Source organism: Burkholderia anthina, assembly GCF_001547525.1.
GTDB classification, from domain to species: Bacteria; Pseudomonadota; Gammaproteobacteria; order Burkholderiales; family Burkholderiaceae; genus Burkholderia; species Burkholderia semiarida.
The window spans coordinates 685,872-707,723 of record NZ_LNJP01000003.1 but is presented as its reverse complement, the minus strand read 5'-3'; the positions used below and the strand labels follow the sequence as shown (position 1 = coordinate 707,723).

General features: G+C 59.8%; 18 protein-coding genes and 2 pseudogenes. 12 read left to right on the top strand and 8 right to left on the bottom strand.

All coding sequences use genetic code 11. The annotated features are described in order from the left end of the window. Positions 1-30: 30 nt before the first annotated feature. The 5 genes and pseudogenes from WS64_RS33410 to WS64_RS33395 all read left to right on the top strand — a co-directional run. Positions 31-1,137 (top strand): ParA family protein, encoded by a 1,107-nt coding sequence (locus tag WS64_RS33410; RefSeq protein ID WP_081059321.1) that lies wholly within the window; start codon positions 31-33, stop codon positions 1,135-1,137. Between the two features lie 17 nt (positions 1,138-1,154). Further along, on the top strand, positions 1,155-1,817 hold the full coding sequence (locus tag WS64_RS33405) for a RelA/SpoT domain-containing protein (protein ID WP_081059322.1): 663 nt from the start codon (positions 1,155-1,157) through the stop codon (positions 1,815-1,817). Positions 1,818-2,014: 197 nt separating this feature from the next. Beyond that, entirely contained in the window at positions 2,015-2,596 is a 582-nt protein-coding gene (locus WS64_RS33400) for an IS30 family transposase (RefSeq protein ID WP_244166640.1), read from the top strand. 95 nt (positions 2,597-2,691) lie between these two features. Beyond that, complete coding sequence (locus WS64_RS23415) at positions 2,692-3,729, top strand: IS481 family transposase (RefSeq protein ID WP_060968564.1); 1,038 nt, start codon at positions 2,692-2,694, stop codon at positions 3,727-3,729. A 55-nt stretch (positions 3,730-3,784) separates the two neighbouring features. Continuing rightward, positions 3,785-4,110: pseudogene (locus WS64_RS33395) on the top strand (IS30 family transposase); the annotation flags it as partial. 319 nt (positions 4,111-4,429) lie between these two features. Here WS64_RS33395 and WS64_RS23410 read toward each other — a convergent pair. The 4 genes from WS64_RS23410 to WS64_RS23395 all read right to left on the bottom strand — a co-directional run bounded on the left by WS64_RS23410 (position 4,430) and on the right by WS64_RS23395 (position 9,135). Next, complete coding sequence (locus WS64_RS23410) at positions 4,430-5,671, bottom strand: metal-dependent hydrolase family protein (RefSeq protein WP_060967837.1); 1,242 nt, start codon at positions 5,669-5,671, stop codon at positions 4,430-4,432. Between the two features lie 12 nt (positions 5,672-5,683). Continuing rightward, positions 5,684-7,000: an MFS transporter gene (locus WS64_RS23405; RefSeq protein WP_060967836.1), complete on the bottom strand. Its 1,317-nt coding sequence runs from the start codon at positions 6,998-7,000 to the stop codon at positions 5,684-5,686. Positions 7,001-7,140: 140 nt separating this feature from the next. Beyond that, positions 7,141-8,052: a LysR substrate-binding domain-containing protein gene (locus WS64_RS23400; protein ID WP_059575289.1), complete on the bottom strand. Its 912-nt coding sequence runs from the start codon at positions 8,050-8,052 to the stop codon at positions 7,141-7,143. A gap of 108 nt (positions 8,053-8,160) precedes the next feature. Further along, the gene (locus tag WS64_RS23395) at positions 8,161-9,135 is read right to left on the bottom strand and encodes a hypothetical protein (RefSeq protein ID WP_060967835.1); all 975 of its coding nucleotides are present in this window, start codon (positions 9,133-9,135) and stop codon (positions 8,161-8,163) included. 236 nt (positions 9,136-9,371) lie between these two features. On the opposite strand from WS64_RS23395, the gene WS64_RS23390 reads away from it, so the two are divergent. The 7 genes and pseudogenes from WS64_RS23390 to WS64_RS33385 all read left to right on the top strand — a co-directional run. Then, a complete protein-coding gene (locus WS64_RS23390) occupies positions 9,372-9,782 on the top strand; it encodes a TIGR02594 family protein (protein WP_060967834.1) in 411 nt (136 codons plus the stop codon). A gap of 258 nt (positions 9,783-10,040) precedes the next feature. Then, the gene (locus WS64_RS23385) at positions 10,041-12,563 is read left to right on the top strand and encodes a type VI secretion system Vgr family protein (RefSeq protein ID WP_244166639.1); all 2,523 of its coding nucleotides are present in this window, start codon (positions 10,041-10,043) and stop codon (positions 12,561-12,563) included. A gap of 15 nt (positions 12,564-12,578) precedes the next feature. After that, complete coding sequence (locus WS64_RS23380; RefSeq protein WP_060967832.1) at positions 12,579-13,205, top strand: DUF3304 domain-containing protein; 627 nt, start codon at positions 12,579-12,581, stop codon at positions 13,203-13,205. Continuing rightward, positions 13,202-15,382: a T6SS phospholipase effector Tle1-like catalytic domain-containing protein gene (locus WS64_RS23375; protein WP_060967831.1), complete on the top strand. Its 2,181-nt coding sequence runs from the start codon at positions 13,202-13,204 to the stop codon at positions 15,380-15,382. The genes WS64_RS23380 and WS64_RS23375 overlap by 4 nt, the downstream gene beginning before the upstream one ends. A gap of 36 nt (positions 15,383-15,418) precedes the next feature. Further along, positions 15,419-16,306, top strand: a complete 888-nt coding sequence (locus tag WS64_RS23370; protein WP_060967830.1) for a DUF4123 domain-containing protein — start codon at positions 15,419-15,421, stop codon at positions 16,304-16,306. 10 nt (positions 16,307-16,316) lie between these two features. Then, the gene (locus WS64_RS33390) at positions 16,317-16,598 is read left to right on the top strand and encodes a PAAR domain-containing protein (RefSeq protein ID WP_081103904.1); all 282 of its coding nucleotides are present in this window, start codon (positions 16,317-16,319) and stop codon (positions 16,596-16,598) included. A gap of 132 nt (positions 16,599-16,730) precedes the next feature. Continuing rightward, positions 16,731-16,875 (top strand): annotated as a pseudogene (locus tag WS64_RS33385) (transposase); the annotation flags it as partial. Between the two features lie 293 nt (positions 16,876-17,168). Here the strand turns inward: WS64_RS33385 and WS64_RS23360 are convergent. From WS64_RS23360 to WS64_RS23345, 4 genes are all read right to left on the bottom strand, one after another. Then, positions 17,169-18,611 (bottom strand): efflux transporter outer membrane subunit, encoded by a 1,443-nt coding sequence (locus WS64_RS23360; protein ID WP_060967828.1) that lies wholly within the window; start codon positions 18,609-18,611, stop codon positions 17,169-17,171. Positions 18,612-18,628: 17 nt separating this feature from the next. Then, entirely contained in the window at positions 18,629-20,203 is a 1,575-nt protein-coding gene (locus tag WS64_RS23355; RefSeq protein WP_059575295.1) for a DHA2 family efflux MFS transporter permease subunit, read from the bottom strand. A 13-nt stretch (positions 20,204-20,216) separates the two neighbouring features. Further along, complete coding sequence (locus WS64_RS23350; RefSeq protein ID WP_060967827.1) at positions 20,217-21,311, bottom strand: HlyD family secretion protein; 1,095 nt, start codon at positions 21,309-21,311, stop codon at positions 20,217-20,219. Between the two features lie 64 nt (positions 21,312-21,375). Then, on the bottom strand, positions 21,376-21,807 hold the full coding sequence (locus tag WS64_RS23345) for a MarR family winged helix-turn-helix transcriptional regulator (protein ID WP_059575300.1): 432 nt from the start codon (positions 21,805-21,807) through the stop codon (positions 21,376-21,378). Between the last annotated feature and the right edge of the window lie 45 nt (positions 21,808-21,852).

Genomic DNA, 21,852 nt, shown 5'->3' with positions numbered 1-21,852 from the left:
TCCAACCGAGGCGTCGGGGGCGTCGTTTCAATGAAAGCAATTTCGATCTTCAACAATAAAGGCGGGGTGGGAAAAACCACGCTTACTTTTCATTTGGCACATGCGCTTGCCGAACTTGGCCATAAAACTCTTTTGATAGATTTGGATCCCCAGTGCAACTTAACAATTCTGGGAATGGATGAAGAGGAGCTGCATGGGATCTGGGAAAAAGAGGACGCCTACATCGATGATTTCGCTGCTGCACGGAAATCAACAACGACTCGCAACTTTAAAACGCTGACGGCCGAGACCCGATCGATCCATTTTTTGCTGAAGCCGACAGAGGATGGTACGGCCGAAATCTCCCTTAATCCTCCGCCATATAAATTAGCGAAGAATCTGGACCTTATTCCCGGTCGGCTAAGTGTTCACTTATTTGAGGATAAGATTTCCAAGATGTGGAGTGATGTTTATCAGGGTGATCCGCAGGCAGTCCGCATCGTTACTAGGGTTCGGGAGATTGCCAAGGAGTACGCTGCTGAGTTTGGGTATCAGTATGTGATTATCGATACCTCGCCCAGTCTGGGCACGTTAAACAAAGTAATTATATCCACAACGGACGGCTTCTTAATCCCGTGCATGCCTGACATGTTTTCTCTTTATGGAATCAGAAACATCGGAAAGGCGCTTACAATCTGGAAAAAGCAATTCGATACTATTTTTAGTCTTTTATCCTCCGATAAACGAAAGGCATTCCCGCAAGAATTTGTCAGATTGCTTGGCTTTACAATTTATAATGCGAAGAAGTATACCAAAGCCACGAAGCCATGGAATTTAGCTACAGCACATTACAATTACGCAATGCAAATACCGGGGGCAATTGAGGAGTTTGTTCGACCTGAGATCCGAGAGCATCTTTCTCTAGAAGATTTATCTCAGCCGGTTGGTGAGACTGCGGTTATGCACACACATAACACCCTTCCGAACATGGCGCAAAAGTACCATGCACCGATCTGGAAAATACCAAAACTAAAAGGCCTTGATTCGGCAGATGCAAATACTATCGGAGGAAATCGGCGTGCATACGAGGATACCAAGGCGGCCTACGAAATGTTCGCTAAGGCCTTGCTGCAACGAATGAAATCGTTGAATTCTTGAATTGCCGGTGGCTTGCCATGAAGAAAAAAGAGCTGCAGTCGATTCTGGAGCATTTCGATCAGACCAAGCATGATTTGTCCATCTTTATGCATGGTGTTCATAGCTGGTTTGAACGTCACGAAGCCCTCACTGCTCCACCGCTTCCCATTGTTCATTCGGTTAAGTCAAGAATAAAAAATAGAGAGCATCTAGAGGAGAAAATTAAAAGGAAGATGGTGGATGGTGTCATAACGAAAGAAAATCTTTTTTCTCGGATAACAGACTTGGCGGGGGTTCGCGTTCTTCATCTTTATCAAGATCAGTTTAGGGTGATAAATCAACTGATTCGGGATAAACTTTATATTCAAAAGGATTGGGTTTTGTACGAGGTTCCGAAGGCTTATACTTGGGACCCGGAGTCTCGCGATTTTTTTGAATCACTTCAAATACCTGTCGAAGTCAAGGCTAGCCACTATACGAGCGTGCATTATGTAGTAAGGCCACGAGAGGATTCGCCTTTTTGCTGTGAAATTCAGGTGCGAACATTGTTTGAGGAGATTTGGGGCGAGGTGGATCATTCGTTGAACTACCCTAATCCATCTGAAGTTCTCGCTTGCCAAGAACAATTGAAAGTTCTGGCAAAGGTCGTCGGTGCGGGAAGCCGGCTGGTGGATTCTATCTATAGGAGCAGCCGCATTTAATATGGCTCACTCGCTTCGTGGGTCTGCTTATCTCGGACTCTTGTGAAACCCCTCATAAGCGTGGACCCGCTCCATGGGGCACTGCCACATCCAATTTATGTCGGTCACGTGTCGCAGGGGGGCATCCGGCCAAGTTTGACCAAGAAGCTTAGACTCTAGTTTCATGTGCAACACTGTTAATGAGGTAGCGTGTTGCAATGACGAAGTACCGGCATCTGAGCGCCGAAGAGCGCGCGGCGATCATGATCGAGAAGGCCAGAAACACGAGCGTCAGGGCGATTGCAAGGCTGCTTGGTCGCAGCGCGTGGACGATCACGCGAGAGCTGGCACGCAATCGTACGGAATCGTCTCGCTGTTATGACGCCACGAGCGCGGCCAGAGCCTACCGGGCGCCGCGAGCGAAGTCGGCGTCAGGTGAAGCTGGCAACAGGAAGCGCGCTGTAGTGGCAAGTACATCACGATCTGGTTTATCGGCGCTGGTCGCCCAGCAAATTGCTGCCAGACTTCGCGAGATGCATCCAGATAATCCCGAGCAACGCGTCAGTCATGAAACGATCTACGCGGCGATTTATACCCATCCCCGCGGCGGCTTGAAGCAGGCGATGATCGAGGCCTTGCGCCAGGAGAAGCCGGTGCGCGGCAACGCCCGCAAGACGTTGGCCCGCAAGAGCTTTGTCCCGGAAGAACTGCGCATCATCCATCGACCCGAGGCAATCGAAACGCGCCAATGGCCCGGTCATTGGGAAGGCGATCTCATCAAATGCGGTGGACTAGACTAAATCTGACAGTGGTTGGTTTTTCATGCTGGCGCGCATTGGCGCGGAGGGCGTAGCCCGTAGCGGCAATGCGCGCCGCGAACAGCAAGGAGTCCGCCATGACTCAGGAGCAGAAGGTAATTCGTGCCAAGGTCGGCATACTCGAGCTGGCCCGGCAACTCGGCAACGTCAGCCAGGCCTGTCGCGTGATGGGTTACTCGCGCGACAGCTTCTACCGATTTAAGGAACTGTACGATCGAGGCGGTGAAGCTGCGCTGCAGGAGATTTCCCACCACCGGCCGCTGCTCAAGAACCGCGTGGATCCGCAGGTCGAGGCCGCAGTTGTCGAACTGGCCCTCGAATTGCCAGCCTACGGTCAGGTGCGTATCGCCAACGAGGTCCTCAAACGGCATGCTCTTTCTGTCTCGCCCCAAGGCGTCCGTAGCATCTGGTTGCGCCACGATCTGGAGACCATGCCGAAGCGCTTGAAGGCCTTGGAAGCCAAGTCCGCCCAGGAGGGGTTGGTGCTGACCGAGGCGCAGCTTGTCGCGCTCGAACGCGCCAAGCACGAGAAGGAAGTGCACGGCGAATTCGAGTCCGAATGCCCGGGCTACTGCGGCGCGCAGGATACGTTCTACGTCGGCAGCCTCAAGGGCGTCGGCCGTGTCTACCAGCAAACTTTCGTCGATACCTACTCGAAGGTTGCTTTCGCCAAGCTCTATGATCGCAAGACACCTTTGCCGGCGGCGGACCTGCTCAACGATCGCGTTGTCCCGTTCTTCGACAGCTTCGGCATTCCGCTGCTACGCGTGCTGACAGACCGCGGCACCGAATACTGCGGCAACCCCGAACATCACGAATACGAGCTGTATCTGGCCTTGGAGGACATCGACCATACCCGAACCAAGGCCAAGTCGCCGCAAACCAACGGGATCGTCGAACGGCTGCACAAGACCATGCTCAACGAGTTCTATCGCATCGTCTTCCGAAAGAAGATCTACGACTCGATCGCTACGCTGCAGACGGACCTTGATGCGTGGCTCGACCAGTACAACAATGAACGAGAGCATCAGGGGCGCTGGTGTTATGGCAAGACGCCGATGCGTACTTTCCTCGATTCGCTCGAACTAGCCAAGGAGAAACTCATCCCCCATTGATGGCTCGTTCTTTGTAGGCCCGACTACCTGTCAGATCGAGTCCCGGCTAATACACATCAAAGGCGCCTTCAATCGCTCCTGCGTCGGTAATCGTGGATCGGAAATGACTTGCCATGTCGAGTTGGCTGAACGACTGAATCTGGACATCTGGTTCGCAGATCCCTACGCCCCTTGGCAACAGGGCAGCAACGAAAATACCAACGGCCTGCTGCGCCAGTTTCTGCCCAAGGGGCCGACCTGTCAGGCGTCACCCAGATGCAATTGAACGACATTGCCAAACTGATGAACGGCCGCCCTCGCCAAACCCTCAACTGGAAAACCCCTGAAGAGGCTATGGCGATGGAATTGGCTGCCGCCGGATTGGCTAAACGTTGCACTTGATTCTTGAGACCGCCCACCAACTACGTGACCCGGCAGATCACGATCACGCCGGACTACAGCCAGTTGGCGTTGCGAGAGCAGCCGTACCACGATCCTGACCGGGGACCGTCGCCGCTATAACGCCTGCAAGGGCCGCTTGATGCGGCTCTAGCGACTGGGACGCAAGCGTTTCCGAATGCGCTTGACTGCCGGGGCGACACCGCCCCGGCCATTGTGGCGAACGCCGCGACTCACACCGATAGCCATCGTCAACAACTGTCACGACCACAAGGCCCGTGAGGGCGCACCGCGCCTGCGGAAATAGCCGAATGGCCGCAAATCACCGCCCGCCAACCCGCCGCTTCACAACCGCCCCCCGCTGCAACACATATTCGACCCGCGCCCCTTCATCGGCAACGACTCCGATATCCGCAAGTGGATTCCCATCGAGCACGACGAGATCGGCAATCGCCCCCACCGCAACCACCCCAAGCTGCCCGGTCATATTGACGATCTCCGCCGCCACCGTCGTCGCCGACCTGAGCGCCTCCAAATTCCCAAGCACCTCCGCCCGAATCCGGAACTCTCCAGACTGAAACGCATGCATTTCGCCGAGCAGGTCCGACCCGAACCCCATCTTCACGCCGGCCTTTGCATAGATCTCAAGCGACTCGCGTCCTTTCTGCTGCACGGAAGCCACCTTCGCGATGGAGTCCGCCGGCATCCCGAACTCCGCTCCATGTTTCGCAAGCGCGTCATAAGTCACAAGCGTCGGCACCACGAACGCCTCCCGCTCATGCATGAGCGCCGCGGCCGCTTCATCCACGAGATTCCCATGCTCGATCGTCCGCACGCCGCATCGCACGGCGCGCGCAATCGCCCGCCCCGTATACGCATGCGCCATCACATAAGTATTCGCGGCCTCGGCCTCATCGACGATCGCCCGAATCTCGTCCTCCGAATACTGCGTGTTCGCGATCGGATCGGTCGGCGAAGCCACGCCGCCTGACGCCATGATCTTGATCTGCGTCGCGCCTTTCTGAATCTCCTCGCGCACGGCGAGCCGCACGCCTTCGACGCCATCGACCACTCGCGCAATCGCCCCCGTCCTGAAACAGCAGGAGCAGGGCTCCAGCACATCGCCGCGCGGCCGGAAATCCCCATGACCGCCCGTCTGCGACAGCGCTTTCCCCGACGGAAAAATCCGCGGCCCCGGAATCAGCCCCGTCTCGACCGCCTGCATCAGGCTCCAATCCGCGCCCCCCGCATCCCGCACGCTGGTAAACCCACGCGACAACATCGCATCGAGAATCGGCAGCGACCGAATCGCCGCGAGAATATTCGGCTGCGTCGCATTCGCGCCCAGGTTCGCATTCGACGCCAGCACATGCACATGGCAATCGATGAACCCGGGCATCACGGTCTTGCCGCTCACGTCGATCACCTGCGCATTCGGCAAATCCACCGGCCGATCGGTGACTTCGACGATCCGCTCGCCTTCGATCACGACATGATGATGTTCGAGCAACACGCCTCGTTCGAGGTCGAGCACGTTGCCGCCTTGAAGTACGGTAATGGTCATGGGAAAAAATCCTTATCGAATCGCGGAAGCCGTACGCTTCGCATCCTTCACGAAGCGCGTGCCGACGAAACTGACGGCCGCGGCGAGCATCACGTAGAACGCGGGCGCCATGTTGCTGCCGGTGCGGGCGATGAGCCACGTGATCAGGAACGGCGCGAACCCGCCGAAGATCGTCACTGCGAAGTTGTACGCAACGGACAACCCGGTCGACAGCACCTTGGTCGGAAACAGCTCCGCGAACGCTGCGAGGATCGGCCCCGTATAGGTCGCGATCAGCACGCCGAACACGGCCTGGAACACGATCAGCGACGCGAACCCGGGCGCATGGTTGATCCACGAGAACATCGGCCACGCGAGCACGAGGATCGCGAGCGCCGAGCCGGACAGGAACACGCGCCGTCCCCACGCGTCGGCGAGTCGCCCGACGATCGGCGAGCAGCACATGATCATCAGCCCGCCGACCATGCCGGCCGTGAAGCCGGTCGATTGCGGCAGATGCAGCGTGCGCACGGAATAGGTCGGCATGTAGAACAGCAGCACGTAGGTGCAGACGGTCCACAGGATGACCATCGAGAAACTCGCGAACGTTTCGCGCGGATACGTGTGCAGCACTTCCTTCAGCGGCGAGCTTTCCTTCGCCTGCGATTCGACGGCGCTGAACGCGGGCGTCTCGTCGATATGGCTGCGAATGAAGTAGCCGACCGGCCCGACGATGATCCCGAGCAGGAACGGCAGCCGCCAGCCCCAGCTATGCAGCGCCTGCGTGTCGAGCGACGTCGTGACGAACGTGCCGGTCGCCGCACCGAGCAGCACGGCGAAGCCGATGCTCGACTGGATCCAGCTCGAGTAATACGCGCGCTTCTCCGGCGGCGCGTATTCGGTGAGGAACGCGGTGGCGCCGCCCATCTCGCCGCCGGCCGAGAAGCCTTGCAGCAGCCGCGCGACGACGATCATCAGCGGCGCGGCGATGCCGGCCTGGTCGTAGGTCGGCGCGATCCCGATCAGCGCGGTGCCGGCCGCCATCAGCAGGATCGTGAGCGACAGCGCGGCCTTGCGTCCGGCCTTGTCGGCATAGACGCCGAGCACGATGCCGCCCACCGGCCGCATGAAGAAGCCCACGCCGAACGTCGCGACGGTGAGCAGTACGGACGTCAGTTCGTTGCCGGTCGGGAAGAACAGCTTCGCGATGATCACCGCGAAGAAGCTGTAGACGGTGAAGTCGAACCATTCGAGGCCGTTGCCGATGACGGTCGCGACGATGGCGCGGCGGCGCTGTTGCACCGCCGCATCGACGGAAGGCGCGGCGGGCGGGGAAAGCGTTCCTTGCATGGTCTCTTCCTTGGTCAGAAGACGGGGCGGCTGCCCCGCTCGAATCCCATACTAAGGAGAGCCGGATTTTTTTCTGAAACGAAAGATTCGCATGCAGGCATGCGCTGCACGCATGCGTCGTGTTCGGGCGTTCGGGGCATTCAGGCCCCGGTCTGCTGCTCCGCCTGTTCGAACAGCCAGCGGGTGAACAGGCGGGCGGCCTGGTTCTGCGCGCGGTCGTTCGGCGAGATCACGTAGTAGCCGCCGCCGTGGCTCGCGGACGCTTCCGTCACGCGCACGAGCAGGCCGGCTTCGATGCATGCGTCGATCATGTAACGCCAGCCGAGCGACACGCCCTGGCCGAGAATCGTCATCTGCACGATCTGCGGATAGGAGTTGATCGTGATGTCCTGCGGCTGCGCCTTCTGCCGGTCGACGTCGTTCATGTCGAACCATTCGGACCACGACATCCATTGGCGCTGGCCGTCTTCGAGGCGCAGCAGCGTTTCGTTCGCGAGATCGGCCGCGTCGAGCGTGCGGCCGGCCAGATAGCCGGGCGCGCAGACGGGGAACACTTCTTCGTCGAACAGCCGGCGCGCGGTGTATTCGGCTGGCGCCTGCTGGCGCACGTAGTAGACACCGACGTCGAATTCCGCGGGCGACATCGATGCAAGACTGTCGCGCACGATCAGGCGCAGCTTGATGTTCGGATACGTGGCGCGAAAGTTCGGTAGCCGCGGCGTGAGCCACAGCAGTGCGACACCGGATGAGCACGCGATCGTCAGTTCGAGATCGCCGTACGGCTTCATCACGTCGTGCGTGGCTTGCGCGCATTGCGTGAGCAGATGGTGGACCTGCGCCGCGTATTGCTCGCCGGCGATCGTCAGCCGCAGCGAACGGTGTTCGCGAACGAACAACGACCGGCCGAGGAATTCCTCGAGCTGCTGGATCTGGCGGCTGATCGCGCTTTGGGTCAGGTGCAGTTCCGCGGCGGCTTTCGTGAAACTCGCGTGCCGCACGGCGGCTTCGAACGCGACGAGGCACTGAAGAGGCGGCAGGGGCGTGATGCGCATGGCGGGCGTGAGGGTCGTATGGCTCGCGACATCATAAGCGGGGATCGCGACGGAAGCGCAAACCCGCGCATGGGTGAAAGCCCGCCCCCCGGGTGGGCGCCGGCTGCGTCAACGACCGCTTTCGTCGGCCTTCTCGCGATCGTCGACGCGAAACACGATCGGCTCTCGCGGATAGTTCTTGATATCCGGAGAGAAGTCGTACTTTCCCTCGCCGCAATAATATAAAAACGTAACGATCCAGATCGCGAAGGAGAAGATCAGGGAGAGACGCCCCCAGATGAAGAAGGCCAGCAGGCCGAGCGCGGCGAGCATGGAGAAAAAGACGGCGGCCTTGCGCCACGGCGTCCTGAGTTTCTGCCAGGTCTCCGGATGAATGCCGGCGGCAATGAAGGTATTGCGATTGAAGCGCAGCCCCTGATGCGCGAGGCCGCACAGAATGGCGACGAGCAGGTCATGACGATTCTTGAAGCCCGCGCAGCGAATGGCATCGTCGGCGTCGGTCGGGATGAGATTCATGCGCAGCGTATAGGCCGCGACGGGCTCGCGCGTGGCGCGTCGCCAGAACCGGAAGTTCGCGGAGCGCCGGGTGACGCCGGACGCCGTGTTGTATTCGACGTCATAGAGCCGGTCGGGGTTCGCGACGGCTTCGCGCCATTCGACGCACTGTTCTTTCGGGATGGCGGCCAGTTCCGGACGTGTGCCGAGGCCATAGCGAAAACCGGTCGAGTCCACTTCGAACCAGGCGCCGGCATGTCTCGCGGCGCGAATGGCGATCCTCACGGCCCACGCGCTCACACCCAGCATCGCGAGCCACAGGACGAACACGATGAAGCCTTTGTCGAAAAGCGAGCCGTCGTAAAACGGACTGACGAGCAACCCCGTGAACATCGTGCCGAACAGCAGCGCCAGCCCGATATTGATCAGGTAGGTGCTGAACAGATCGGGAACGCCTTCGCAGGAAGGGATGCTGCGCAGATGCGCCGGCAGCACAATGATGCGCGGCGTCGATTGCGCACCCCGATCCGGTCGAGTCGGCGTGTTGTCGAGTTCGGGCGAGGCAGGGTCGTCGGCAGGTGTGGTCATGGCGCGTGGGTGGTCTGTCGAGGCCGATTGGATTTATCGTATGGTAGTTGATCTCACAGGTGCATCCGGAGCCGCGCTCCGTGCGACGGCGAAAGACGCCACGATCGGTGCGCAGCCGAGGGGGCTCGTCGCCATGTGCGATTCATGCGACGATTGCCGGTCAATTCCCGCGAATCTAGGTAGACGTGACTCGATCAATCGTTGAGACCAGACCGGACGCCGCCCACCCACCCTGGATGCCCGTCGCGCTGGCCGAACTCGGCATCCGCCGCCACCCGCCGGGCAGCATCAACCCACGCATCGTCGAGTACAACAACCAGACGAACCTGGTCGGCTACGACGACAAGATTTCCTGGTGCTCGTCGTTCGTGAACTGGTGCATGGCGCACGCCGGATTCCGCGGCACCGGCTCCGCGCTCGCACGCTCGTGGCTGGAATGGGGAAAACCGCTGGAGCGTCCGGTGTACGGCTGCATCGCGATCCTGACGCGTGACGACCCGACGAGCTGGAAAGGGCACGTCGGTTTCTACCTGCGTCACGACGCCGAACACGTCCACCTGTTCGGCGGCAATCAACTGGAAGAAGTCCGCGAACTCGCGTACCCGCTGAACGAAGTGATCGGCTACCGCTGGCCGGCCACCGAATGACTCGCAGCGGCAAACACACGAGAAATCCAAAATGCGGCCGTTCCCGCCATTGCTAATCAGTCGGACACACTGCACTGACCCACCTCGAGCTCCGTCGGCGAGTGCCCTCACGATGTAAGGCACTCACGCATGTACGCAGCTCAAATCCATGCGCTGGAGTTCACCGTGCTGGCGATGCATTTGACTGTAGAATCGCGCCAGAGAGCTTGTGTCATACTACTGACAATAAAGTAAGCAAAAAGTAATAAAAGGATGGAAATGGATGCGCAAGACATCGTGAGGGCGATGCAGGGCGGATTGCTTCAGCAAGATCGGCTGCTGAAACTCGACACTCCCTTTGGGGAAAATGTATTGCTACCCCAGCGCACTGTGGGCTGGTCTCGGATCGGCCGGCATTTCGACTTTGCGGTCGACGTCCTGTCGACACGAAGCGATCTCAAGCTGAAAGACCTGATCGGTCAATCCGTTACCCTCTGGATTCAGCAGACAGATCGGTCCTATCAGCCGCGAAACGGTTACGTCTATGCCGCCCGAAGACTGGGATCAGAGGGCGGACTGACCAGTTACCAGATCAGCTTTGCGTCATGGATGCATTTTCTGAAATTTCGCCGCGATCAGCGTATCTGGCAGGACAAGCCTGTTGATGAGATCCTCCGGGATGTATTCAACGCACATCCGCAGGCGAAAGGCCGATTTGAATTTGCGTTGTCCAGGCCGCTTCCGTCGAGGTCGTACTGTACTCAATACGAAGATGATTGGAATTTCGTCCATCGGTTGATGGAAGAGGAAGGACTGTTCAGCATCTGGAAGCAGGCCGATGATGGTAACTCCCATACCCTGACTATCACGGATCACCTAGACACGTGTGAGCCCCTCGCCGCGCGATCGGTTCAGTTCTCTCGATACGGTACTAACAGCGAAGTTGACGCGCTGGTTCACTGGTCTGGCTTGCGAACCCTCCATAGCGCGGCCCTGACCACTCGCACATTCGACTATAAGTATCCATCGCCGCTTGCGAATCCGAAGGGTACCAATATCCCGACCGTGTCACATCAATTGCCGGAGCAGTTGGAGGTGTATGAGTATACGGGCCCCTATACGTATCTTGACCAAGAGCGCGGCGATCATCTCACCAAGGTACGCATGGAGGAGTGGGAGTCACGCGAAAAACGCTTTTACGGCATGGGGGGGCTGCGCGGTGTCGACGCTGGGCGGTGGTTCGAACTCGTTGGCCATCCGGAACATGATCGGGAGTCGAGCGAGCGCAGCCAATTCGCAGTGGTCGAAGTGATATGGCTGATCGAGAACAACCTGCCGGGATCGAATCATCACGGGGCCCTTCCTCACAGCTTGAACGGGCGCTTGGCTAAAGCGAAAGCCACCTTCGACGGGCAACCGACCTCTGGGATTACTCATTTCGATGGGTCTGAAGGTTTCTTTTTGGTTGAAATCGAGGCACAACGTAAATCGGTGCCCTTTCGTAGCCCGTACGAACACCATAAACCCGTCATGCAGATGCAGACGGCGACAGTTGTCGGTCCGCAAGGTCGTCGCATTTATACGGATGAGTTGGGCCGAGTAAAAGTTCAGTTCCATTGGGATCGGATCGGTCGGCGTGATGAGCGCAGTTCCTGTTGGGTCCGCGTGAGTCATCCTTGGGCAGGCGAGGGGTTTGGGATGATCCATGTTCCTCGAATCGGCGACGAAGTCGTAGTGTCGTTTTTGGACGGGGCACCGGACCGCCCCCTCATTACAGGCCGGGTGTCGAACGGAAATAACTTCGTGCAGTGGAAACTGCCAGATAACCAGGCGTTATCGGGGCTGCGTTCCAGAGATCTCGAGGGAGCGCAGGCGAATCAAGTTGTAGCCGACGACACGCCAGGAAAATTGCAGGTTCAAGTGTCAAGCGACTACGAGCAGTCACGCCTTGTAGTTGGCTACAACACACGCATTGACGGCAATGCGGGGCGCAACGGAGCTCGCGGCAGTGGCTGGGAGTTGGCAACGGATTCCTGGGGTGTGTTGCGCGCGAACCGTGGCATGCTAGTGACGACCGAGACGCGGGCGGGCGCAACGGCCGCCGCGAAAGATATGAGCGAGACCGTTGAACGTCTCGGAAAGGCGCAGCAACTACATGATGCGCTGACGAAGATCGCGCAGCAGAGCGAAGCGCAGGATGCGGATGGCCATCAGGCCGACATCGTCAATACCATTGCGGCACAGAACGAGCAGATTCGTGGCACGAGTGCCGGCAGCAACAACGAGTTTCCGGAGTTGTCGGAACCGCATCTGGTGATTGACGGCAAGGCGGGTATCGAAATCACCACGCCGGCGACCGTGCATGTGGCGTCTCAGCAGGCCGCGATCACAACAGAAGGTCATATTGGTATTGCGAGTGGCCGCAGCCTTTTCGCGACGGTGCGAGACACGCTTCGTTTGTTTGCGCAGACTGGCCCTATGCATCTTGTTTCCGCTGCGGGCGACGTCGTATTGAACGCGCTGACGAAGTCAATCGTGGCGCGAGCACAGAAACAGATTCTGCTGGAAAGCGAGGAGATTCTGCTGCGTGCCCACAAATTCCGGGTCGAGGTAAATGGCAGCTTCCTGAATATGGATGCGAGCGGCGTGGTGAGCGGTACAACAGGCAAATTTACCGCGTACGCAGCTTCTCATGATTTGCCAGGCCCGAAGGATCAGATGGTCGACTTATCTCCGAAGAAGATCTGTGTGGAATGCATGCTTAAGGCAGCCCGGGGCGGATCGGCCTTGGTGCCCCGTTAATTCGTAGACTTATCCATGATGACAGACCGACTTTCCCATTTCGGGCGACGTGCGATCCAGGCCGTCGCCTTTGCTGCCGTTTTTGGCCTCGGGGCATGCGATAAGCACCCCGGCGCTATGGCACAGCCGCTTGAGCTGTCGAGCCTGCCGAAGCACTACGATACGCTGGGTATTGGCGCCTCGACTCTGAACTACTCCCCTTGGTACATCCATAAGTGGGGATTCGAAGGGCCGAAGGGATCGGGGGTAAGCGGTGGTGGCCCGAACGTATTGCCTGCTGAAGCAGACAATAGGCCGTACGGTGGTGGCGGTGATATGTGCTGCAGCGACATCCCCTCTGTATGGCAGCCAGACCTGAAGCTAACGGTGCGCTGGTTGGTTGACAAGAAGCAGGACGGAAAGACGCCGGGGTACTGGTATAAGGCGGAAAACGTTCGGATCCCAAAATATGGGAAGATTATGGGCGGAATTTGGGCGGTCTTCTTGCCGGGTGATCGGGTTCGTATCATGGTTGCTGACGGACAGAAGGGTGATTTGAACGACCCGGGCATACGCCCTCCAGACACCGATCCGTACATCGCGCATGGGATTTTGGATGAAGAGTGGAATCGGTTGTACCGGGATGGAGGGAGTGCGCAATGAGCCTCAAATGGGCGGATCCGATGCCTCAGGGTGGGCGTATAGCGGGCAGTATCACGGCGTTGAGAAAGGGGCGCGCGCTGGTGTGCGATGCTCTAATGTCTTGCCCTCAGACACTTCATATCACACTGTTCTTTGATGGTACGAACAATAACGACGAACAGACAAATCCTTTCCGGGATTCACTCGTTCGCACACATTCCAACGTTGCGCGTCTGTACAACGCGGCACTGGATCGCTCAGAAGAGGGGATATTTCGCTTCTATATAGCAGGTGTGGGTACACCATTCAAGAGTATTGGTGAGCAGACGTACTCGACTTCCGGCAAGTCAATGGCATCCGGTTTTGGCAGTCGCTGCGTGTGGGGCTACACGAGAGTACTGAATGCTATATATCGGGCTATTGCTACCGACAAGACCCGAAATCTGATTCCGGATAGCGACGTCCAAAGAGTTTGCACGGAAGTGGCCGATGGTCACAAACTCCCGCTGGTTGGCTACACCGATCGATTGGGTCTCGCTCACAAGCAGGCGATCGACGAGGGGCGATATCCGCAGACGGTTAAGCAGATCTGGATCAACGTAATTGGTTTTTCGCGGGGGGCGGCATGCGCACGCGTATTCGTCAACAAGCTGATTAATGAATGGGCTCGGGACGGGCGGATTGGATACCAGACTGGAAAATATGCGCTGAATTACAAGGTCAACTTCGTTGGTCTTTTCGATACAGTCGCCTCCGTTGGTCCCCCCGACTCGACTCGTGCGACCGTGGACTTTGGCACATTTGATGGGCACTTCGCGTTCGCTAACGACGGTCGGCTTGATATTCCTAAGGATGTCCGATTCTGTTACCACGCGTTTTCGGTGCACGAGCAGCGTATGAGTTTTCCGCTTGATTCAATCCGCAACGGGGACAGCTACGGCAGCGGTATTCGTGACGAGGTGGCCTATCCGGGCGTCCATTCGGACGTGGGCGGTGGCTATGCGCCCTGCGAACAGGGTAAAGGAGGGGTTGCAGCGAAAGCTGGGGACGACAGCTACAAACTTAGCCAGATTCCGCTGCACGATATGTATCTGAAGGCCGCCTCGTATGGTGTGCCACTGATGGATAGCGATACGATAACTAAACGCGCCGATCTGGTTGCCGACTTTGCTCTCGACCAGTCGGTGATCGATGCATTTAACGCGTGGCGCAAGACCGTCGAGAATGTCAACAGTGTGGAAGATGCGCTGAAGGTCGGATTGGGTCAGATGTTGGCGTGGCGGACGCTGCGCGCAGACATTGGTAATCCGCAGCGCTATGTTACGGGACAGTCGTTCTTCAAGCGCGCGCACGAAGACAAGATGACGCCGCATAAGGTGCAGCAGGGGGTTTCAAAGGCGTCGGAAAATGATCCGACTATGAGTAAGCTGAGGTCGCAATCTCAGTTGCTCCGGGCGAACGCCTTGTCAATGGGAGCGGGATATGCGTCATACATGAGCACGCAGAAGGGGCAGGTGACGGCGCTGAACGAAGCCATGGACCGGCGCAACGAGCAGCTATGCGGTGCAATTGCTCATCCTGGTGTCGCTAACCCGAAACCTGCCCGTCCTGGGGAGGGGCCACTCGACGTTGTGACCAACGATCAGACCGACCTTCGGCAGGGCGCGGAGGAAATGCGGCTGCTTCTTGGGTACCTGTATCCGGACCAGTGCGAACGGTGGAAAGTGAAGCGCACGGATCATCGTCCAATAGTGACTCGCGGTGGCGACGTGATCAAGGTGCCACCGACATTTGTCGTCGAACATGATCAGCCCGGGAGTGATTCCCCGTGCGTTACGCTGGCGTATAGCGGAATACTGCTCAACACGGTCTGGTCGACGCTTGTGCAGAATTACCGCGTAGAGGACGACGTTATGGCTGCGCCATTACCTGGCGTGGAGTCGTTCCTACGCCAGCATACGTCTCCCGACGCCGTGAACAAGTTGCCTGCAGGGGCCATCGCTCTATTTGATGACTACGTACACGATAGCCGCTGCTGGTTCCGGGTGCCGTATTTTCACGAGTACGCGCCAGGTGGGTATGGTTTCCCGCGAGTCGTGTTTGTTGGCGGAGATAAGCGCAAGGCATATCTCGGCCTTGCGTCAAACGCTTCGCAGCTCGACTTGGGTAATGGCAGGACCCAAGCTGGGTGGGCCTGAGGCGATTGGAAAGCAAGCCGAAAAACAGGATTTCAGATGGAACTACAAGCTACATCCTCGCAAGCTCGCCTGATGGGGTTGGTCGACGCGGCGGTATGTCCGCCGAAAGTGGTGCCTTTGCTGCAGCATGCTGGCGTACCGTTTCTCTCTGTTTTCGCTGGTCTGCCTGAAGAGGAACTCGGACCGGCTTCACTATTTTTGGTGTCGGTCGATGACACGGAGGCGGACTGGTTTGTAGAACTCGATCAGCTCGATCGCCAAAGTCCATGCCTGTCCTTGATCTCTAGCAGGGTGGAGATGGATGCACTGGTCACGCATCTGCAAGCATTCTTGTTTGCGGATATTGGCGACAACATGACCGCGATGGTGCGGTTCTTTGATCCGCGTAACACAACGGCGGTGTTGAACACGTGGGGTGAGCAGATTCGCGCCATGTTCATGAGCCCTATCGAGCAATGGATGTACCGGGGGCGTCACAAGGAGTGGCAGCACATTCGGAACGAATCGATGGCGAGCGCGAGGATCTGCCGTTCCGTCATGGTTCAGCTCGAGCCGTCGGACGTCAATGCCCTCATGGCGCACACGGAGCCCGACGAGATTCTGGCTGCACTGATCGATTCCGGCGATGTCGACGGAGAGCGTACCTACCTTGACCGCTTCGAGGATTTCATTCCTCGCTATCTCCGTGCGGTGCAGTGGGGGATCCGCGAGCCGGGGGACCGCCTTTCTTTCTGCCAGCACACCTATATGTATGGACAGGATTTCGATCGGAATCGGTTCGTTCATGATTTACTGATTCAGCGTCAGCAGTCTGATGAGTCGTTTAGTGTCGCTATCACTCGCGTCCCGGCAAATGTATGGGCCGAGATTGAGCGGATGGGCACGCATGACGCAGGGAGCGCTTCGCAGTCGGTTACGTTATAGGGAGCATGTTATGGCATTGCAGATGATCGTGGTCGGTGATGCGACCTCACATGGTGGGCGAGTGATCACCGGATCGGAAACACATCGCATCGATGGCAAAAATATTGCGCGGTTGCACGATCTGGTGGACTGTCCGGAAAAATATCCGGACGGACGACCACATGGAGTTAACAAGATAATCGAGGCGCATCCGACGGTAACGATCGATGGTCAACGCGTTGCGTTGCACGGCCATCATACCGAGTGTGGGTGCACGTTAATTGGCAGTTTGACTGCTCGTGTGGGCGACTAGAGGTGTCCGCGCAAAATCGGACAGCGGAATAAGTGGAGCGGTCGGGCCTTGAGCCAACGATAATTCTGGCAAAGGAACGGCAAAAGGACGAAGAGAACCCGGCGGACGTGGTCGGCGGCGTTCAACGCGAAGATTGCTGGCAGCGGGCAAAGGCGAGCGGACACTTGCCGAATTGGCACAGCAGTTCGATGTGCATCCGAGCCAGATCACGGAATGGAAACGGCAGTTACAGGAACGCGCGGCCGCCGTGTTCGGTACGACCGGGGCGCCCTCGAGCGAGCCCCGTGGGCCCGGGCATCCAGTGCACGCGGACGTGCTCGCGGAGGCCGTGCTGGGCCGGAACATCCGGCTGTCGCCATGCCCGGCCGCTCCATCGGCGAGTATGTCAAGCTGTACAACCTGAAACGGCCTCATTCGAGCTTGGCGGATCAGAGGCCAGATGAGGCTACTTCGCGACGCTGCCTGCGATCAAATTGGCAGTATGGCTGCTTCCGACGTTCCACTTAAAAATCTAAGCGTACTGTCCGAACAAGCGAGGCCGCCTCCATCCGCCCGATATCCCATTGATCGTCAGTTCTTCGCCACAGCCTCCGTTTCCGTCTGCGTCCCACCCGCCGCATCATTCCTGCTCCACCCACCCCCAAGCGACCGATAAAGCGCCACCGCCGCCAGCGCATGTTCGCGCTTGACCTGGTTGAGCGAATCCGAATCGCGCAGATAAACCTCCTGCGCCGACAGCACATCCAGAAAATCCGTCGCGCCACCCTTATACAGCTGATTCGCCAGCCCAAGCGCTTTATCGGAAGCCGCCAATGCACCATCGAGCCGCCGCGTCGCCTCTTCGGAACTGACCAAGTTCGCACGCGCATCCTCGACTTCCCGCAACGCTTGCAGCATCGTCTGTCGTAACCCGAGTTCCGATTCGCGCATCCGGCTTTCGCTCTGCGAGATATCGGCGGTAATCCGTCCCGCGTTGAAGATCGGGCTCGTCGCACTCAACGCCGCGCTGAACAGGTTATCGGTCAACGTCGGCAACCCGAGATACGAAGCCGCGAGAATCCCGTCCGTCAGGTTCAACGAAAACTTCGGATACCGTTCGGCCTTCGCCACGCCGACTTGTGCCGCACGCCGCTCGACTTGAGCATAGGCAGTCAGCACATCCGGCCGCCGCAACAACGCTTGCGAAGGCAACGTCCCCGGCGCGCCCGCCGGCGGCGCGGGAATCTCGCCAGCCTGCGCCAGCACGAGCCGATCGACCGATTCCGGCGTGCGCCCGGAATACACGGCAATCAGATTGAGCTGATGCGAAATCTGCGCCTGCGTCGGCGGGATCCGGGCTTCGAGTGCATCCAACTGGTTCTGCGCCCGCGTCACGTCGAGTTCCGTCGACAGCCCGAACGCCTGCCGCTTGCGCGTGAGTTCGAGCGCATGCTGGCGGATCTTCGCATTGTCCTGCAGGATCTTCAATTCCTGCTGCGCCCAGCGCAGATCGACATACGCGGATGCCGCATCGGCCGCGAGCGCGAGCCGCATCGCATCTTCCGCATGCTTTTGCCCGACCAACTCCGCTTGAGCAGCAAGCAGATCGAGCCGCTCTCCGCCGAATACATCGGGCGACCAGCTCAGCGCGAGCCCGGCGCCCGCCTGCCGCACATAGCCGAGCGGCGGCGGCGTGTTCTGCCGCGCATCGGCCGCGTGCGCGGTCGCGTCGAGTTCGGGCAGCAGCACCGCGCGCTTCTGCACGGTCAGCGCCTGCGCCTGCTTCATGCGTTCGGCGGCGGCCTGCAGATCGAGATTGCCGTCGAGCACCGCGGCGATCAGCTTGTCCAGCACGGGATCGTGGAATTGCGCCCACCACGCGGCGGCGTCGATGTCCGCGCGCGGCACATTGGTATCCCAACCATCGGGCGCGAGCGTTCGAACCGAATCCTGAAGCGCCGGATGCTGCGCGGGCTGCACCGCGCACCCGGCGGCGAATGCGCTGACGGTCAGCGCGACGAGTAGCTTCTTCATGATGATGATCCTTGGCCTCAGTGCGCGTCCGGCGGCGGCGCGTTCAACGTAATGGGTTTGGAAAACACGACGGCAAGCAGCGCGACGACGAAGCACAGCGACAGCGCGTAGTACGCATCCGCATAGGTGAGCGTCAGCGCTTCGCGATAGATCAGCCGATGCAGGTTCGCGAGCCCGGCCTGCGCGGTATTCAGCGTATTGCCGGCCACCGATCCCCAGTACGCGGCCTGGCGGTCGAGCAGCGACGCGATCTGCGGTTCGCCGGCGCTCACGTGCTCGTTCAGCCGCAGATAGTGAAAATTCAGCCGGTCGTTGAGCATCGTCGCGCTCACTGCGATACCGATCGCGCCGCCGAGGTTGCGCATCAGGTTGAACAACCCGCTCGCCGATTTCAGCCGCGACTGCGGCAGCGAGCCGAGCGCCATCGTCACGATCGGCGGCACGCTGAATTGCTGGCCGATGCCGCGCAGCGCCTGCGGCAGCAGCAGCTCCCGCCAGCCCCAGTCGTGCGTGATCGGCGTATACAGGTAGCAGCCGAGGCCGAAACAGATCAACCCGAACACGAGCAGCGCACGCATGCTGAAGTAGCGCGCGGCGAACGCATACGCACACAGCGCGATCAACTGGAACGCGCCGACCGACAGCAGCGCGATGCCGATCTGCAGCGAGCTGAACGCACGCACCTGCGCGAGAAACAGCGGCGTCAGGAACACGGTCACGAAAATCCCGATGCCGGTCACGAACGACAGCAGGCTGCCGATCCCGAAGTTGCGCACGGCGAGCGCGCGCAGGTCGACGATCGGGTCTTTCGCGGTCAGCGCATGCACGATGAACAGGAAGCCGCAGATGCCGGCGATCCACGCGCAGATCACGATCGCGTCGTCGCCGAACCAGTTCTTGCGCGGGCCTTCCTCGAGCACGTATTCGAGGCAGCCGAGGAAGCCCGACATCAACGCGATGCCGAGATAGTCGCCGCGCTTGATCAGGCTGAGATCGGGCGCGTCGATATGCACGTAGCGCGGCACGAGCACGGCTACCGCGATGCCCGGCACGAGGTTCAGGTAGAACAGCCAGTGCCACGACCATTGGTCGGTGATCCAGCCGCCGATCACGGGGCCGATCGCCGGCGCGAGCGACGCGAGCGCGCCGATGGTCGTCGATGCGATCAGCCGCTGCTTGCCGGGGAACAGCACGAACGCGGTGGTAAACACGGTCGGGATCATCGCGGCGCCGAGCGCGCCCTGCATGCCGCGAAACAGGATCATCGAGTTGATGTCCCACGCGAGCCCGCACAGCATGCTGGTGATCGTGAAGCCGACGGCCGACGCGGCGAACAGCCAGCGCGTCGACATCACCTTCGACAGCCACCCCGACATCGGGATCACGATGATCTCGGCGATCAGGTAGGCCGTCTGCACCCACGACAATTCGTCCTGGCTCGCGGACAGCCCGCCGCCGATGTCGCGCAGCGACGACGCGACGATCTGGATGTCGAGCGTCGCCATGAAGAAGCCGACGCACATCAGCGCGAATGCGAACACGCGCTGCCTGGTCGGTTGTGACGCGGGGTCGCCGGAAAACGCGGTGGTCATCGTCGGCTCCCGCTCAGTTCTTGTGGTCGGTATGCACGGTCACGACCGCGGACAGCCCGGGGCGCAGCACCTGCTCGATGCCCGGCTGCGGATCGAGATGCACGCGCACGGGCACGCGCTGGACGATCTTCGTGAAGTTGCCGGTCGCGTTCTCGGGCGGCAGCACGCTGAAGGTCGCGCCGGTCGCGGGCGCGAGGCTGTCGACGCGGCCGTGCAGGCGCGTGCTCGACGCATCGAGCGCGACGTCGACGCGATCGCCCGCGCGCATCTTGCGTAGCTGGTCTTCCTTGAAATTCGCATCGATCCACAGGCCGGAGGCCGGTACGACCGTCAGCAGCGGCACGCCGACGTTCGCGAGCATCCCCACGCGGCGCGTGCGGTTGCCGACGTAACCGTCGACCGGCGAGCGGATCGTCGTGTATTCGACGTTGAGCGCCGCGACGCGCTGGGCGGCGAGCGCGGTGTTCACGCGGGCCCGCGCATCGGCGAGTTGCGCGCCGAGCACGTCTAGCTGCCGCTTCGATGCGAGCAGCGCGGCGTCGCTGCGTTCGACGGCCGCGCCGGCCTTCGAGTAATCGGCATCCGCGCGCTCGACGATCTGGTTCGATACGGCGTCCGACTTCACGAGTTCGCGATAGCGCACGCGATCGGATGCCGCGCGCGTCAACTCGGCCGACGACGCATTCTTGTCTGCCGCGTGCTGACCGATCACCGCGAATTGCAGTTGCTGCTTCGCTTCGAGTTCGGTCACGGCGGAGCGCGCGCTGTCGACTTCTGCGCTGGCCTGAGCGAGCTTCGCGTCGTAGTCGCGCGCATCGAGCTGCACGAGCACGTCGCCGGCCTTCACGCGCTGATTGTCGGTCACGAGGATCTTGTCGACGAAACCGCTGACCTTCGGTGCGAGCACCGTCACGTCGCCGCCGACGTACGCATCGTCGGTGCTTTCCTGGAAGCGCAGCACGAACAGCCAGTCGAGCGCGGCGGCCGCGACCACGACGACGACGGCGCCCACCGCGATGCGCATCCACGGCACGCGGCGTTGTTGCTTCGCGGGCCGCTCGGTTGTGGCTGCTTCGCGTGACGAGGCAGCGTCTTGAGTCGTATCCATCGATTCACCTATGTATATGCACTGATCAAAGCGATCGACGTCGTCGTGTCGATCGGGGAAGGGGTTAGCGTTCCGGCAGGTTGTGCGTGATCCGGAACAATTCGTCTCTCAGTCGGGCCGCCTGCGCCGACCCGAAGTACCGCTCGAACGCTTCCTGCGCGGCGAGCCAGTGCACGTGCGCATCGGCCACCTTGGTTTCGCCATGCGCGGTCAGTGCAAACGTCTGACCACGACATGGCGGCTCGATCCGTCCCGTCACCAGCGCCGCGCCGACGAGCGGCCTGAGCGCGCGCAGCAACGCGGTGCGTTCGATCACCAGCACGTTCGACAGTGTCGCCATCGTCAGGCCGGGCCGCTCGCGCAGCAGCGCGAGGATGCTGTACTGCGACGGCGTGACGCCCGCCCGCGACAGATAGCGCTCGTAGAACTGCGAGATTCGCCGGGCGGCTTGCCGGACCGCGAAGCAATCGTCATCGGTGAGCGTGGTCTTGTGCATGTGCACATGTTAGGGGGCGGGGCGGCGCGAAGCGAGGGGCGGGAC